At 34.2% G+C, this 17072-nt stretch carries 14 protein-coding genes; 10 read left to right on the top strand and 4 right to left on the bottom strand.

Features of this window, described 5'->3' with window-relative positions:
• Window positions 1-277: 277 nt before the first annotated feature.
• From BMZ76_RS03455 to BMZ76_RS03445, 3 genes are read left to right on the top strand one after another with little or no spacing between them, the layout of a single operon-like run.
• Window positions 278-607 (top strand): YtxH domain-containing protein, encoded by a 330-nt coding sequence (locus tag BMZ76_RS03455; RefSeq protein WP_091203320.1) that lies wholly within the window; start codon window positions 278-280, stop codon window positions 605-607.
• A 39-nt stretch (window positions 608-646) separates the two neighbouring features.
• The gene (locus BMZ76_RS03450; protein WP_091203319.1) at window positions 647-997 is read left to right on the top strand and encodes a phage holin family protein; all 351 of its coding nucleotides are present in this window, start codon (window positions 647-649) and stop codon (window positions 995-997) included.
• Window positions 998-1000: 3 nt separating this feature from the next.
• Window positions 1001-1273 (top strand): DUF6327 family protein, encoded by a 273-nt coding sequence (locus tag BMZ76_RS03445; RefSeq protein ID WP_091203318.1) that lies wholly within the window; start codon window positions 1001-1003, stop codon window positions 1271-1273.
• Window positions 1274-1299: 26 nt separating this feature from the next.
• On the opposite strand, the gene BMZ76_RS03440 is transcribed toward BMZ76_RS03445, so the two are convergent.
• Window positions 1300-2283, bottom strand: a complete 984-nt coding sequence (locus BMZ76_RS03440) for an SPFH domain-containing protein (protein WP_091203317.1) — start codon at window positions 2281-2283, stop codon at window positions 1300-1302.
• 78 nt (window positions 2284-2361) lie between these two features.
• Here BMZ76_RS03440 and BMZ76_RS03435 point away from each other — a divergent pair, with 78 nt between their 5' ends.
• Window positions 2362-3003: an outer membrane beta-barrel protein gene (locus tag BMZ76_RS03435; RefSeq protein ID WP_091203316.1), complete on the top strand. Its 642-nt coding sequence runs from the start codon at window positions 2362-2364 to the stop codon at window positions 3001-3003.
• Between the two features lie 33 nt (window positions 3004-3036).
• On the opposite strand, the gene gltX is transcribed toward BMZ76_RS03435, so the two are convergent.
• Together gltX and BMZ76_RS03425 are read right to left on the bottom strand one after the other, a co-directional pair.
• On the bottom strand, window positions 3037-4548 hold the full coding sequence (gene gltX, locus BMZ76_RS03430) for a glutamate--tRNA ligase (RefSeq protein WP_091203315.1): 1512 nt from the start codon (window positions 4546-4548) through the stop codon (window positions 3037-3039).
• A gap of 91 nt (window positions 4549-4639) precedes the next feature.
• Complete coding sequence (locus BMZ76_RS03425; RefSeq protein WP_091203314.1) at window positions 4640-5668, bottom strand: alkane 1-monooxygenase; 1029 nt, start codon at window positions 5666-5668, stop codon at window positions 4640-4642.
• A gap of 131 nt (window positions 5669-5799) precedes the next feature.
• Between BMZ76_RS03425 and BMZ76_RS03420 the strand changes: the two genes are divergently transcribed.
• The 6 genes from BMZ76_RS03420 to BMZ76_RS03390 all read left to right on the top strand — a co-directional run bounded on the left by BMZ76_RS03420 (window position 5800) and on the right by BMZ76_RS03390 (window position 15992).
• Complete coding sequence (locus tag BMZ76_RS03420; protein ID WP_091203313.1) at window positions 5800-9102, top strand: coiled-coil domain-containing protein; 3303 nt, start codon at window positions 5800-5802, stop codon at window positions 9100-9102.
• Window positions 9099-9518: an rRNA maturation RNase YbeY gene (gene ybeY, locus BMZ76_RS03415; protein WP_091203312.1), complete on the top strand. Its 420-nt coding sequence runs from the start codon at window positions 9099-9101 to the stop codon at window positions 9516-9518. The genes BMZ76_RS03420 and ybeY overlap by 4 nt, the downstream gene beginning before the upstream one ends.
• A 142-nt stretch (window positions 9519-9660) precedes the next feature.
• Window positions 9661-11532 carry a tRNA uridine-5-carboxymethylaminomethyl(34) synthesis enzyme MnmG gene (mnmG, locus tag BMZ76_RS03410; RefSeq protein WP_091203311.1) on the top strand — a complete coding sequence of 624 codons (1872 nt, stop codon included), beginning with the start codon at window positions 9661-9663 and terminating at the stop codon, window positions 11530-11532.
• Between the two features lie 141 nt (window positions 11533-11673).
• Window positions 11674-12522 carry a class I SAM-dependent methyltransferase gene (locus BMZ76_RS03405; protein ID WP_091203515.1) on the top strand — a complete coding sequence of 283 codons (849 nt, stop codon included), beginning with the start codon at window positions 11674-11676 and terminating at the stop codon, window positions 12520-12522.
• 244 nt (window positions 12523-12766) lie between these two features.
• Window positions 12767-13381 carry an OmpH/Skp family outer membrane protein gene (locus tag BMZ76_RS03400; protein ID WP_244281739.1) on the top strand — a complete coding sequence of 205 codons (615 nt, stop codon included), beginning with the start codon at window positions 12767-12769 and terminating at the stop codon, window positions 13379-13381.
• A gap of 343 nt (window positions 13382-13724) precedes the next feature.
• A complete protein-coding gene (locus tag BMZ76_RS03390; protein WP_091203309.1) occupies window positions 13725-15992 on the top strand; it encodes a helix-turn-helix domain-containing protein in 2268 nt (755 codons plus the stop codon).
• Window positions 15993-16050: 58 nt separating this feature from the next.
• Here the strand turns inward: BMZ76_RS03390 and BMZ76_RS03385 are convergent, their stop codons facing one another.
• Entirely contained in the window at window positions 16051-16998 is a 948-nt protein-coding gene (locus BMZ76_RS03385; RefSeq protein WP_091203308.1) for an HU domain-containing protein, read from the bottom strand.
• Window positions 16999-17072: the final 74 nt, after the last annotated feature.

The raw sequence follows: 17072 nt of genomic DNA, 5'->3' as shown, positions 1-17072 counted from the left end.
AATCGAAAGTCCTCTTTTTAGAGGGCTTTTTTATTATAGTAATTTCTTATAAAAATTTAATTTTCAATACTTTTATCCAATTAAAAAATACCTTTATAAATCGTTTTTCAAGCTATTTTTTTAAATAAACAGCACTAAGTATAAATTTAAAAAAATCGCTTAACAGCTCGCTTTTATTTGCTTTTTTCTTGGTAAAATTACACTTTAACGAGTTGTTATAAGGTTGTTGTTAATAAATCCGTATCTTTATAAAACAAACTTTATAAAACTAAGAATTATGTCAAATACTACAGGAAATACATTATTCGCTATTTTAACAGGAGTAGCAATTGGAGCCGGAATAGGAATTTTGTACGCACCTGATAAAGGATCAAAAACCAGAGGAAAATTAAAAGATGGTTTTGATGGGGTCAAAAATGATTTACAAAATAAACTTGATTCTGTATCATTACAGTTGAGCGATCAATTAACAACGGCTAAATTTGATTTAGAAGAAACCTATGAAGATTTAGTTTCAAATATGAGTCATAAAACCGAAGAAGTAATTTCTTTTTTAGAAGAAAAATTAGCGGATTTAAAAAGACAAAATGCAAAACTTCAAAAATAATCTTGCATTACCCATCTTTCAAATTTTAAAACGAAATACATGGCTTTTGAAGAATTAAAAGAAAATACGGAGGATATTCAGGAACAAATACAAGGATATATTCAGAGCAATGTGTCTTATTACAAATTATGGGGTTTCAAAGTAGCAATGAAATCGACGACCATGATTCTTAAGTTCACATTGATTTTTTTATGTTTTAGCATGGTTTTATTTTTTTGTTCTATAGCAGGAGCATTGGCAATGGGTAAATATCTAGATAATTATCCGTTGGGTTTTTTAATAATAGGAGGAGTATATCTTTTAATAACGAGCCTTTTATTTTTAATAAAAGATAAAATTGTTGAAGGACCAATATTGCAGAAGTTTTCTGAAATATTTTTTAACGACTAAATCATGGAAACAAAAAAATATTCTTCTTACGCTCAAATTGATAGAGAACTTGAAATTTTAAAGACTGAAAAGGAAATCAGTTATCAAAAATTAATTTTTGGAGTAAAAAAAACTAAGGAAAGTTTTTCACCTCAAAACATTGTAAGTGACTTAATAGGCACGTATAGTTCTGTTATTCCTTATGGAGCAATCGTTTCTACTGCGGCACCTTTTATATTAAATAAAGCAATTCCATTTATCAAAAATTGGTTTGCAAAAAGAAAAAGAGGCATTTAAGCCTCTTTTTTTATGATTTTAAGTATCTATTCTTCTGTGTCGGGAGTTTCTTCAGGAGCTTCCGGTAATTCGACCTTATTTTCCCTTCTAGAATTCCCTCTTTCGCTTCTCTTTTTCATTAATTCACCTACCTGATTAGAAGCACTAAATGAAGCAATCATGTTATTAAGCATGTCACTTCCCGCTTGTGGAGAGTTTGGTAATAAGATCAGATTCGAATTTGTGTCAGCACCAATAGCTTGTAACGTATCATAATGTTGTGTTACCACAATCAATGCCGAAGCTTCTTGGGAATTGATACCAACTCTGTTCAAAACATCAACACTTTCTACTAAACCTTTAGCAATTTCTCTTCGTTGGTTTGCGATTCCTTGTCCTTGTAATCGTTTGCTTTCTGCTTCCGCTTCCGCTTTGGCTACAATTCTAATTCTGGAGGCTTCCGCTTCAAATTCAGCTACAGTTTTTTCTCTATCAGCCGCATTTATTCTGTTCATCGCATTTTTTACTTGAATATCCGGATCAATATCCGTTACTAATGTGTTGATAATCGTATATCCATAAGTCGTCATGGCTTCATTCAATTCTCTTTTTACAGCAATGGCAATATCGTCTTTTCTTTCAAAAACATCATCAAGTTTTAGCTTTGGAACTTCTGCACGAACGACATCAAATACATAAGAAGTAATTTGATCGTGCGGATATTCCAGTTTATAAAAAGCGTCGTAAACGGTTTCTTTTATAACCATAAATTGAACTGAAACTTTAAGTTTCACAAAAACGTTGTCTTTGGTTTTTGTTTCAATGATAACATCTAATTGTTGGATTTTTAGATTCACACGTCCTGCGATTCTGTCAATCAATGGAATTTTCAAATGCAAACCTGATTGTCTGATACTTAAAAATTTTCCAAATCGCTCTACAACAACAGCCGTTTGCTGTTTGACTGTAAAAAATGAGGAAAATAAAATGAAAAATCCAAATACGAGTAGAATAATTAAAGCAATGTTCATAATGTTTTTATTTTTAGTTAAAAATTATCCCACAATTTACAAAAAAACTTTAGGTTTGTCTTTGTAAATTCCAATTATATGAGAAAAATATCACTTAGTTTAGTTTTTGTTTTCTGTACAATATCAGCCTTTTCTCAATTTAAATATAGAGATTCAAACAGGATAGGAATCAGTCTTGGAGTCAATCAATTTACCTTTAACACTGATAATTTCGAAACAAAACCTGAATTGGGTTGGAATGCTGGACTTTGCATGCGGGGAAATTTCTATAATAACTGGGATATGGTTTATGCAATTCAGTTTAGCGAAAACAATTTTTCTGTTTCAACGAATAGTTTGACTTTGGCTAAAGAAGAGGTGAATTATAAATTGGCTTCTGCGCAAATATCACTGCAGTTGAGTTATAAACTTATCGAAAATCATTTAAGTGTTGAGTTTGGTCCTTTAGTTCAAGTGAACGGAAATTTTAAAATTGACTCTAACAAAGAAAATAACAACATTTCCCGAACCACATTGTTAGCCAAAGATATTCTGGATATTTCAAAGTTTAATTTCTATCCAACTGTAGGAATAACTGCCGGAGTTCGCCATTTCAGAATTAATGTCTCGTATCAATATGGACTAAACAATATGCTTGAAAATTTAAACACGAAGAATTTAGGTGTAAATTTCAAAGGAAATCCAGGAATTATCAATGCAGATTTGATTCTTTATTTATAAAAAAAGCTCCCAAATTTGGGAGCTTTTTTATTTTTATAAAGTAACTATTGCTTTTTGAATTCTATTAATCGTTTCGTCTTTTCCAATTACTTCAACGATATCAAATAGGTGAGGACCTTTCAATGCGCCAACCATACTCAATCGAAACGGTTGCATTACTTTACCCATTCCAATTTCATTTTTCGTCATCCAGTCTTTCACGATGATTTCGATACTCATGGAGGTGAAATCGTTTATTTCTTTTACAACGGAGATTAATTCTTGCATTAACGCAGGAGTTTCAGCTTTCCAGTTTTTACTTGCTTTCTCATCATACGATGTTGGAGCCACAAAAAAGAAATCACATAGTTGCCAAAATTCCGAAACAAAATGTGCGCGTTCTTTAATCAAGGAAACTATTTTGGTCAACTTTGTCATTTCGTGCGCAGTCGATAAACCTTTTTCAATCAAAATAGGAGCAAAGGCTTTCGCCAAATCTTCATCTTTCTGTTTCACCAAATATTGGTGATTGAACCACTTATTTTTTTCCGGATCAAATTTAGCTCCGGCTTTATGTACTCGACTCAAATCGAATGCTCCCACTAATTCTTCAAGTGTATATAATTCTTTTTCCGTTCCGTCATTCCAACCTAATAAAGCCAAGAAGTTGATTACTGCTTTCGGGAAAAATCCTTTTTCTCTGTACCCTGATGAAACGCCTTCTTCGGTTTTCCAATCTAATGGAAATACAGGAAATCCCATCTTGTCACCGTCTCTCTTTGATAATTTTCCGTTACCAACAGGTTTCATAATCAAAGGCAAATGTGCAAATTCCGGTGCCTCCCAACCAAAAGCTCTGTACAATAAAACGTGCAAAGGCATAGATGGCAACCATTCTTCGCCACGAATTACATGAGATGTTTCCATTAAATGATCATCTACAATATTAGCCAAATGGTATGTTGGCATTCCGTCACTTTTGAACAATACTTTATCATCTAAAAGATTCGTTTCAAATTTTACGTCTCCACGTATGATGTCGTGCAAATGCAGCGTTTCATTCACCGGAGTTTTAAAACGGATGACATAATGTTCGCCATCAGCAATTCTTTTAGCAGTTTCGTCTGCAGAAATCACTAATGAAGTGTCCAGATTTTCTCGGTTATGGTGATTGTATATAAAGGTGTTTCCTTGTTCTTCTTCTAATTTTCTTGCTGCATCCAAAGCTTCGGCTGTATCAAAAGCGTAATACGCATTTCCCGAATTAATTAAATGATCCGCATATTGTTTGTACAAATATTTTCTTTCGCTTTGACGGTATGGACCAAATTTTTCGTTTTTACCAATAGTTTCATCGGGCGCAATTCCTAACCATTCCAGTGCTTCCATGATATATTCTTCGGCACCTGGAACAAAACGGTTTTGGTCCGTATCTTCAATTCTTAAAAAGAATACACCATTATTTTTTTTGGCAAACAAATAATTGAATAATGCGGTACGAACTCCGCCAATATGTAAAGGTCCAGTTGGACTTGGTGCAAAACGCACACGAACTTGCTTCGACATTTTTGTAAATTTTGGTGCAAAGATAAATTAAATGGATTTGTAGATTGGTAGACTTCCTCTTTTTTTAGATAAATAAAGAAAGTACGAAAAGCTACCTCATTTCTACAGGAATTCTTTTATTCATTACAGCGAACCATAGTTGCGGGAAAAAGGATAAAACCATAGATGTAGGATAACCATAAGGCATTTGCGGGGAAACGTCATGGTATTCTAATATTTGGTACTTCTTTTGAGATTTAAAATGGTGATCGCTGTGGCGCGTAAGTTCATAAAGAACAATTCTTCCAAGAACGTGATTTGAATTCCAAGAATGTTTCTCTGAAACTCGTTCAAATCTTCCGGATGCAAGTCGGTTTCTTTTTAATCCATAATGTTCTATGTAATTAATAGTTTCCAGTAAAAGAAAGCCAACAATTCCGGCAAACAAAACAAACAAAAAACCTTTGAAACCAAAAAACAAATAAATTAATAGTAAATAACTAATTTGAATTATCGTAAACCAAAACATATCATTCTTAACAGAAAAGAATGAACGATTATCAATTATATTTAATCTTTTTTGAATTTCCCATGCTTTTTTATATGTTCCTATGACTGTTTGAAACCAAAAAGCATACAGATTTTGATTGTATTTTGCCGTTGATGGATCTTCAGGAGTGGAAACATGTAAATGATGTCCGTGATTGTGTTCTATGTAAAAATGGGTGTAATGGCTTGGAATTAAAAGAAATTTTCCTAAAATTTTTTCAAAAAAATTCTTTCTATGACCCAGTTCATGGGCGACGTTAATACCATTAGATCCAAGAATAACCCCAAGACTCAATGTCATCCCAATGATTTCGATTTTGGATATTCCAGGTTGGGTAATTTTATACAAACAAAAAAATATTGCACCATAAACAATGGGAACATTCAAGTATAGTAAAACATCAAAAAACTTATTTTTTAATCTATTCGAAACGGTTTCTTGATCATAATTTTTTTGGTCTACTGGTAAAAGTAATTCTAAAAAAGGAATTATAATAAAAGTAAAGAGTAGTGCAGAGAACGACCAAAAATCACCTAAATATATTCCTAGAATACCAACAACAGGAATACTGTATGCCCATAAATATTTCATATCAAAAGATTTTTATAAATTTACTAAATCGTATCGATTTTTCCAACTATTTAAGTTTGCTTATTTTTTTAACGTTTTCTAATTGAGATAAATTTGTACTTTTAACGGTTATTAATTAGAAGTTAAAAATTTTGGAAACAGGAAATGTTATTTTTCAAAAACTGGAGGCTTTTATCAAAAAGTATTACACCAATGAACTTATTCGGGGATTATTATTCTTCATCGGTTTAGGATTGTTGTATTTTTTATTTACCCTTTTTGTCGAATATTTTCTTTGGCTTAAGCCAATGGGAAGAACAATTTTATTTTGGACTTTCATCGGAGTTGAAGTGTATTTGTTGTTCCGTTTTATTATGTTTCCAATTTTTAAATTATTCAGACTTCAAAAAGGAATCGATTACGACCAGGCTTCTACAATTATTGGAAATCATTTCACGGAAGTAAGCGACAAACTGACTAACTTTTTACAATTATCAGATTCTGATAATAATCAAATTAAGTCGGAATTATTAGCCGCTTCAATTGAACAAAAAGCGAACGCGTTGCAACCAATCCCTTTTGGGAACGCCATAAATTATAACGGAAACAGAAAGTATTTTCCTTTGGCTTTAATTCCAATGCTGTTATTTGCTTCCTTTTATTTCTCGGGAAACAGCAGCATGATCTCTCAAAGTTTGAATAGAGTCGTGCATTTCAATTCAGCTTTTTTGCCGCCGGCTCCTTTTAAATTCGTGGTTTTAAATTCTAATTTACAAACGGAGCAAGGAAAGGATTTTATACTTCGAATTAAAACCGAAGGAAAAATAGTTCCTGAGAATGCGATGATATTCATTGAAGATGAAAGTTATTTTATGGAATCAGTCAAAGCAGGAGAATTTCAATTTAAGATTGCAAAGCCTTCAGGAAATATTTTTTTCCACGTGGAGGGAAATACTATTTCTTCTCCGGATTATGAATTGAAAGTGATAACCGTTCCTTCGATTGCTAATTTTGAAATGCAGTTGAACTTTCCTTCGTATTTGAATAAAAAACCAGAAACAATCAAAGGAACAGGAAATGCGATTATTCCGGAAGGAACGCATGTGACTTGGAAAATGAATACACAAGCGACAGAAAATGTAGTGTGGATGGACGGAATTTCAAAAGCTTCTTTTTCGAAAACAGAAAATACCTTTATTTTATCCAAAAATATACTTCAAAACACAGATTATCAAATCGTTACTTCAAATGAGAAGGTAAAAAACTACGAAAAACTTAATTATCAGATTACCATTATCAAAGATCAATTCCCAACTATTAATGTGAACAACGCACCAGACAGTTTGAAGGTTGCTAAGAACTATGTATTAGGTCAAATCTCAGATGATTATGGTTTGTCTAAACTTCAGATTGTTTATTACGAAAGAGAGAAACCTCAAACTGCTAAACGTGGAACAATTGCTATAAAGAAAAGTGCATTTGATCAATTCGTGTTTTCGTTTCCCAGCAATCTTTCGGTGGAGCAAGGTGTGTCTTATGATTATTATTTTGAAGTTTTTGATAACGATGCCCTCCATAATTTTAAAAGCACGAGGTCTTCAGTTTTTTCTAATCGGATAGCTACAGATGTAGAAAAGGAAGATCAAATTTTGCAGCAGCAAAATGACAACATCAATAGTTTAGAGAAGTCTTTAAAAAATCAGGATAAGCAAATCTCAGAAATGGAGAAGTTGCAAATAACCGGAAAAGAAAAAGAAAATCTGGATTTCAAAGATCAGCAAAAAGTAAATGATTTCATCAAGCGTCAAATGAAACATGATGTGATGATGAAGGAATTCACTAAAAAAATGAACGATAATTTGGAGCAATTCAAAACCGATACAAAGGATGAGTTGAAGGAGGAACTTCAAAAACGAATGGACAAATCCGAAAACGAATTGGAAAAAAACCAAAAACTTTTAGACGAATTGAAAGAACTGAATGATAAAATTCAGAATGAAGATCTGTTGTCTAAGTTGGATAAATTCAAACAAAACAGTAAAAACCAAACTAAGAATTTGGAACAGCTGGTGGAATTGACGAAAAGGTTTTATGTAAAAAAGAAAGCAGAACAATTGGGAGACAAACTGGACAAGCTTTCTGAAAAACAAGATAAATTATCCGATGATGAAAAGGAAAATAAACTGGATAAACAGGAAGACATTAATGCTGATTTTGACAAAATTCAGGAAGGTTTAAATGATCTGGAAAAAGAAAACAAGGAATTAAAATCACGTTTGGATTTACCAAAAGACGATGCCAAAGAAAAAAGTATTGATGATGATTTAAAGAAAGCTTCTGATGAATTAAAGAAAGACAAGAAAGAAAAGGCTAAGCCAAATCAAAAAAGTGCTTCCAAAAAGATGAAAGAGATGGCGCAAAAAATGGCGCAAACTTTGGAGCAAGGTGAGATGGAACAGTTACAGGAAGATGTAGCGATGTTGCGACAAATTCTAGATAATTTATTGGCATTCTCTTTGTCACAGGAAGACTTAATGAATCAGTTCAAAAAGCATAAATCAGGGTCTCCAGCGTTCAATAAAAACATAAAAATTCAACAGGATTTAAAGCAACAGTTCAAACATGTTGACGACAGTTTATTTGCGATGTCATTGCGTAATCCAAAAATTGCTGAGGATATCACTAAAGAAATTGGCAATGTAATTTACAACGTTGATAAATCGTTGTCCAGTTTAACCGATGCTCAAGTGTCGAAAGGTTTGTCGCACCAGCAGTACACCATTTCAGCAGCTAACAAATTAGCAGATTTTCTAAGTGATATGCTTAACAATATGCAAATGCAAATGTCAGGAATGGGTTCGGGTAAACCGAAACCTGGCCAAGGACAAGGAATGCAACTGCCGGACATTATTAAAAAGCAAGAAGGTCTTGGTGAGAAAATGAAAGACGGTATCAAAAAAGGAGAGAAGCCTGGTGACGGTCAAAAGGGACAAAACGGTAAGCAAGGAAAACCTGGCGAATCAGGTCAAGATCGTGAGGGCGGTGAAGGTGATGCGCAAGCTATAATGGAAATTTATAAAGAGCAAAAGCAATTGCGGGAAGCATTGCAAAACGAATTGAACAAGCAAGGATTGGGTGGTAACGGACAAAGTGCTTTGGAACAAATGAAGCAAATTGAAAAGCAATTATTAAATAGAGGTTTTAAGAACGAAACGCTTCAAAAGATACTGAATGTGAAACAGGAATTATTGAAACTAAATTCCGCCATTCAGCAACAAGGAGAGGAAAACAAACGCCAATCTGAGATCAATAAAAAGGAGTTTAATAATCAATCTAATGCACTGCCAGCTGCTTTATTAGATTATTTGAATAGCATAGAAATATTAAATAGACAATCCTTACCTTTGCGCTCGAATTTTAATCAAAAGGTTCAAGAATATTTTAATAAAAAATGATCAATTTTAATTACGAAACCGACTTTAAATTAGACAACGAAGATGCTATTGCTGGTTGGTTGGGAAATGTTATTACTTCGGAAAACAAAAAAGAAGGTGAGATAAATTACATCTTTTGTGATGATGAATATCTCCATAAAATAAATGTGGAGTATCTGGATCACGATACACTAACGGATATCATCAGCTTTGATTATTCTATGGGTAATGAATTGCACGGTGATATTTTTGTTTCTGTCGAAAGAGTGAAAGACAATGCTGCTGATTTCAATGTTTCTTTTCAAGAAGAATTAAAGCGCGTTTTAGTACACGGGATTATGCACTACTGTGGCTACAAAGATAAAGGTGAAGTCGAAGAGCTTTTGATGAGAAGTAAAGAAGACGAAAAAATCGCTATGTTTCACGTGGAACAATAGCGGGGATTTAAACCTTGATTTAAAAATGTTTCACGTGGAACGTTTTGTTTTGATTTAAAAAACACGCTTGCAATGTTTCACGTGGAACAAAATATAGATTTCAAAATTACAATCCTTATGAAGGATTAAATTACAAAAAAAGATGTTTGTAGATGAATATGATGTGATAGTTGTGGGTGCAGGACATGCTGGTTCTGAGGCGGCTGCTGCTGCTGCAAATCTGGGTTCGAAAACTTTATTGGTTACCATGAGCTTGCAGAATATTGCCCAAATGTCATGCAACCCTGCAATGGGCGGAATTGCCAAAGGACAAATTGTGCGCGAGATTGATGCGCTTGGAGGTTACTCGGGAATTATTTCGGACAGAACTGCAATCCAGTTCAAGATGCTGAATAAGTCTAAAGGCCCTGCAATGTGGTCTCCACGGGTTCAAAGTGACCGCATGCGTTTTGCTGAGGAATGGAGAATGATGTTGGAAGGAACTCCAAATCTTGATTTTTATCAGGAAATGGTAAAAGGTTTGATTATAGAAAACGGAAAAATAAAAGGAATTCGTACTTCGCTTGGAGTAGAGATTCGATCTAAATCGGTTGTGTTGACCAATGGAACTTTCCTGAATGGTTTAATTCATATTGGCGAAAAACAATTCGGTGGTGGAAGAGCAGGCGAGAGTGCCGCGTATGGAATTACCGAAGATTTAGTTGCTGCAGGTTTTCAATCAGGACGAATGAAAACAGGAACGCCTCCAAGAGTCGATGGGCGATCTTTGGATTATTCGAAAATGAACGAAGAAAAAGGAGATGCTAAACCGGATAAGTTTTCCTATTCGGATGTGACGTCACCTTTGATTCATCAAAAATCGTGTCACATGACGTATACTTCTCTTGATGTTCACGATATTTTAAGAGAAGGTTTTGATCGTTCGCCAATGTTTAATGGAAGAATTAAAAGTCTTGGACCAAGATATTGTCCTTCAATCGAAGATAAAATAAATCGTTTTGCTGATAAGGAAAGACATCAATTGTTTGTCGAACCAGAAGGATGGAATACCTGTGAGGTTTATGTAAATGGATTTTCTACATCGCTGCCTGAGGATATTCAATTCAAGGCGTTGAGTTCTGTTGCGGGATTTGAGAAAGTGAAATTCTTTCGTCCGGGTTATGCAATCGAATATGATTATTTCCCTCCGACGCAATTGAAACATACTTTGGAAACAAAACTGGTTGAAGGTTTGTATTTCGCAGGACAAATAAACGGAACTACCGGATATGAAGAAGCGGCTTCTCAAGGCTTGATGGCTGGAATAAATGCGCATTTAAAAGTACATGAAAAAGCGCCGTTAATTCTAAAAAGAGACGAAGCATATATTGGAGTTTTGATTGATGATTTAATTACGAAAGGAACGGAAGAGCCATACAGAATGTTTACTTCTCGTGCCGAATACAGAACGTTGTTGCGTCAGGATAATGCTGATTTTAGATTAACTCCTATGTCGCATAAAATAGGTTTGGCTTCAGAAGCGCGTTTGCGTAGAATGGAACACAAGTTAAATGAATCTGAAAAGATGGTGGCTTTTTTCAAAGAAACGAGCGTTTCGGTTGCGGAAGCAAATCCTATTTTAGAATCAAAAGATACGGCGCTGATAACGCAAGGGGATAAAATGTTCAAAGTATTCTCTCGTCCGCAAATTGATTTGGAAGACATCATGAAATTTGAAAAGGTTGCTGCTTATGTTGCGAAAAATGATTTGGACCAAGAGATTTTGGAACAAGCCGAAATCCAAGTGAAATATTCAGGTTACATTGAAAAGGAAAGAAATAATGCAGATAAACTGCTTCGATTGGAAGATGTGAAGATCCCTGAAAATTTCGACTATGAGAAAATCAAATCGATGTCAATTGAGGCAAAACAGAAATTGAGCAAGATTCGTCCGGTGACTATTTCCCAAGCATCAAGAATTAGTGGTGTTTCGCCAAGCGATGTTTCGGTTTTGTTGATTTATATGGGACGATGAGAAAGTAATAAGTTTACAGTCTCAGTGTTCAGTAAAAAAATGAATACTTAGCAATACGTTCCACGTGAAACAAAATTAAATTTGCATTATATACAAAGGGATTCAGCTGCAAACTGCGACTGGAAACCGAAAAACAACAATATGAACATTTCAAGCCAACAGCCTTTTTTAACTGTTAAAGATTATTCTGTTTCTCAGGAGATTTTCGACTTATATCATGACAAGAAGTTAGATATGCTAATTACATCTCCGCAACCCAGTTTAGAGAACTTAGGAAAGTATTACGAAAGCGTGGATTATATTTCGCACACGGATAGCAAAAGATCGCTGTTTGAAAAAGCATATCATTTTGTAAAAACTATTGCGCTGAAAAACAAATTGAATTTAATTAATTCGCTGCAAACTAATAAAGGAAGCATTTTAGATATTGGTGCCGGAACAGGAGACTTTTTATCAGTTGCCAAAGAAAACGGTTGGCACACGATAGGAGTGGAGCCAAGCGAAAAAGCAAAAACGATTGCAAAAAAGAAAGGCGTTTCATTTGTTGGCGAAACTAGTGAGTTAGACAATCATTCTTTCGATGTGATTTCGATGTGGCATGTTTTGGAGCACGTTCCTAATTTGGAAAACCAAATTAAAGAATTGAAACGATTATTAAAACAAAATGGAACTCTAATTATTGCTGTTCCAAATTTCAAATCTTTCGATGCAAAACATTATGGAAAGTTTTGGGCTGCTTATGATGTACCCATTCATTTTTGGCATTTTTCTAAAACAGCTATAAAAATGCTTTTTGAAAAAGAAGAAATGAAATTGGTAAAAGTACTACCTATGAAATTTGATTCTTTTTACGTGAGCTTACTTTCGGAAAAATACAAAACAGGCAAAATGAATTATATAAAAGCCTTTTTTGTAGGATTGCAATCAAATTGGAAAGCGAAAAAGAATTTCGAGTATTCTTCACACATTTACATCCTAAAAAACAACTAAAAATCATTTTAAGTGCATTTAAGCTTGTTTATTAACCGTAGTCAAGGGTGAAATCGAATTTTTAAACTAATTCGTTTATTTGAAAGATATACAACTCATTTTTAATAGTCATAAATTATGCATTTATAAATCACAATAACAAAATCTTATATCATAAAAAAGTAGCAATTTGTAAACTTTTTGTCAATACTATCAATTTTTTTATATTTTTGTCACCAATACTTAAAACTAGAAATTCATCATAATGAAATCAAAGATTCACGAATACCAAAAAAGAAATATTAAAGATATGAGTAAAAAAGCATTAGTAATTATCGCATTATCAATTTCAATTGTTGCTTGTAACAAACCGGCAGAAGCAGTTAAGGAAGTAAAAACAGCTTACGTAGACACTTCGGAATTAATGAAAGAATATACAGAGGCAAAAGACCTTGAAGCAAAATATAAAACAAAAGCAGAAGAAAAAGGTAGACAATTAGATGCTGAAATCGCAAGATTTAAACAAGAGGCAGCTGGTTTTCAAGCGCAAGCTCAAGCAAACGGCCAGGCATGGGCACAACAAAAAGGTGCTGAATTGCAAAAAAAGGAGCAACAATTGAGCTATTCACAACAAGCATTGTCTCAAGAATTGCAACAAGAAAGCGGAAAAGAAATGGACTCTTTAGTAAGCGGAGTGAAAAAATTCATCAAAACGTACGGTAAAGAAAAAGGATATGCATACATCTACGGTACAGGTGACGCAGCTTCAATTTTATACGCTGAAGACAAATTTGATATCACAAAAGAAATTATCAAAGCCTTGAACGATAAATACAAAGCTCCTGCAAAAACAGAAGAAAAAGCAGCAGCTAAAAAATAATTTTTTTATATTAATTCAAAAATTGCCTTCATCTACCTGTAGATTGAAGGCATTTTTTTTGGAGCTATTTCCCGCTTTCCACTATAAACGTAGTTCACTGAACTCCAATTGAAATAAAAGTATAGTGAAGTAATCTCTGGTTTAGGAAGTGTTTTTTCTTACCCGTAAAAGGAGCTTCCGCTGGTCGCTCTTTTCCGGCCAGAAAAAAATCATTTTCTAAATTTCGAGGATTTCCGTTGTTATTGGGGCTAAAAAATAGTCGCATTACAATCCTAAAATGTTTGCCAAAAATTAAAATAGTATTCCTAATTTTCAATATTTTAGCATTATATACACACGCCACATGCAAACCATTTCAGAAGCCGCCGCTTACACATTACGATTCATCAATCAAACGCATCGCTCCGTTTTTCTCACAGGGAAAGCAGGAACTGGAAAAACCACACTTTTACGGGAAATTATCCAAACTACACACAAGAACACTGTTGTAGTGGCGCCAACTGGAATTGCTGCTTTAAATGCGGGCGGTGTAACGATACATTCCATGTTTCAATTACCCTTTGGAGGATTTATTCCGGATAATTCATCACCTCAATTTTCCGAAAGTACTAAATTTGAAACCAAAGCTACCTTGCGCAGACATTTTAAAATGAGTGGTTTGAAGAAATCAGTAATTCGCAATATGGAATTGTTGATTATCGATGAAGTCAGTATGCTTCGCGCGGATTTACTGGATGCGATGGATTATATGATGCAAACCGTGCGCAAAAAAAGTACTGCTTTTGGTGGCGTTCAAGTCTTGTATATTGGCGATTTATTGCAGTTGCCACCGGTGATTCGGGACGAAGAATGGCGTACGCTGAAAACGTATTATAAAGGAAAATTCTTTTTCCATTCGCATGTAGTGCAGCAAAATCCTCCATTATACATTGAATTATCCAAGATATTTCGCCAGACTGACGATACGTTTATTTCTGTTTTGAATAATCTGCGAAACAATGAAATTTCCCAGCAAGACATTCAAACTTTAAACCAATACGTAAAACCCGATTTTGATTTAAAAGCCAATAAAGGGTACATCACATTAACCACGCACAACAACAAAGCCGATTCTATGAATGCGCAGGCTTTGGGAGATTTAGAAGGAAAGTTAGCGGTTTACAAACCGGAGATAACCGGAGATTTTCCGGAGAAGATATTTCCCGTAGAACAACAACTTCAGTTGAAACTGGGCGCGCAGATCATGTTCGTAAAAAACGATTTGTCTTTTGATAAAAACTATTTCAACGGAAAAATGGGAATTATCAAATCACTTTCGAATCAGGAAATCCTGGTTCATTTTCCAGAAGAAAACAAAACCATAGAAGTGGATAAATACGAATGGCAAAACATTCGGTATAAAGTTGATGAAGCTACCAAAGAAATTGAAGAAGAGGTTTTGGGGACTTTTGTGCATTATCCCATCAAATTAGCGTGGGCGATTACGGTTCATAAAAGCCAGGGATTAACGTTTGATAAAGCGGCGCTTGATGTTTCGCAAGTTTTCCTTCCGGGCCAGGCTTATGTTGCATTATCGCGTTTGCGCTCGCTAGAAGGGCTTATTTTGCTTTCTCCGTTACGTATGAATGGAATTTCAAACGATCAAGATGTAATGGATTATTCACTAAATAAAGCTTCGGATTCGTTTTTAGAGAATGCCTTGCATTTTGAAACCAAAAATTTCATCCATAACTATCTGATAAACACATTTGATTGGAATGATTTAGCTCAGGAATGGCGCAATCATAAATACAGTTACAACGAAAAATCAGAAATCTCGGAGAAATCCAAACATGCCCTTTGGGCCAAAAAGCAAACGGCGATCATCGAACAGCTATTGGATCCATCAAAAAAATTTATATCACAATTGAATAAACTTTTTGGTCAGGAAACCGTCGATTTGAATCATGTTTCTGAACGTATTCAAGCTGCTTTCGGTTATTTCTTAAAACCAATGGATGATCTGGTTTTTGAAATCCTTTGGAAAATTGAAGAAGTAAAACGAATCAAGAAAGTAAAAGCGTTTTACGATGAATTAATTATTCTGGAAGAATTGCAAACCAGAGCCGTTCTACGATTAATGAAGGCCAAATTATTGATTGAAACCGTTGTTGCAGGAGAAACCATTTCGAAAGAAAAATTGACGTCCTCAGAAATAAAAAAATACATCAGCCGAAAAACGGAAGCTATACAAAATCAATTTAAAGAGTTAAACATAACCTTGATTGATGATTATAAAGATGTAGAACGCTATACGTCGAAAAAATCAAAAACAGCAGCACCCAAGAAATCTACTGTTCAGGAAACCTATGAATTGTGGGTTGAAAAGAAATCAATTCAAGATATTGCCACAATCAGAGTATTGACTAAACAAACCATTTATTCGCATTTTGTAAAGCTGATTCAAACTAAAGCGGTATCTATTTCGGAAGTTTTACCAGAGGATAAAATGCAAGATTTAGCAACTGCTTTTGATGGATACAAAGAAGAATCACTGAACACCTTGATGGAAAAATACGGTCATAAATTTTCGTGGGAAGAAGCTAGGATGTACAAAGCGAGTCTGAATTAAAAACAACAAAGTGCTAAAACTAGAAAACCCTATTCGGTAAAAAATAGGGTTTTGGTTTTTATAGTGATTGAATCAATATCCAAGCTTCTGGATTGTGCTTTTCATGAATTTCTTTTTTTGCTTTTTCTGCTTCAGCAAATGTGGCGTAACTGCCATACAAAACCGGAAAAAAACCGTTTTTGTTAGGAGCGATTCGTTTGGCATCATATCCTAAACGAGATAGAATTCGCAGCGTTTTATTGGCATTTTTCTCTTCTCGGTACACTCCAGCCATAATGTGATATGGCATTTTCATTTCCTTATCGGATTTTACGGAGAGTGTAACAGCGGGAACCGGACTTTCGATGAAGAAAGTGGCTTGCTGAATTTTATTTTGAACTTGTTTTTGAACGGCAGTTTCAACAATAATCGTTTCTGAGGCAATTTGGTTTTGATACATTGGATAGCCAACACTTCCAGCAATTCCTAATCCTAATACAAAAATAGCGGCGTATTTTAAATACGGGTTTGCTGTTTTTGTTTCTTCAGGAATCATTGTGATGGTTGCTTTTTCTTCAATAGTTTCAATTTCTTTTTCAAAGATTTCTCTTTTTACGAGTGGTGAAATAAAAGGAGCCAACCCAAAAGAACTGGTTAAATAATTCGTTAGATTGTACGGAGTGAAAACGATGTTTTTATCAGCGTTCAAACGAAGATCTCCCACATTTTTTATAGAAAAAAGTTGGTTTTCTTCCAATGCTTTTTTCCAATTAAAAACTTCATATTGAATTGCGCTTACGGCATAATCATAAGAGGTTTTCTCAGCTAAAGCGATATGATTGGCTAATAAACCATCATTGTTTTTCAGATTTGCATTGAAAGCAATCATTTTTTTGGGTGGAGAAAATGAATTTGTACTTTCGTTTAGTTTAGCCGATTGAATTTCGGTCAAAAAAGCTCCGAAACCAGGAACGGTAACACATTGATAACGGTATAAAAGCTGCGCGATGTATAGTTCGATTTTCATACTTACAAAGTTATACAACGAAAATAGTTATCAAAATTTTATTCACAATTTTTATTAACAATCCGCATAAAAAT

The organism is Flavobacterium xueshanense (assembly GCF_900112975.1).
Lineage (GTDB): Bacteria > Bacteroidota > Bacteroidia > Flavobacteriales > Flavobacteriaceae > Flavobacterium > Flavobacterium xueshanense.
The sequence above is the reverse complement of the archived record's forward strand: the minus strand, read 5'-3'. Positions and strand labels throughout refer to the sequence as shown.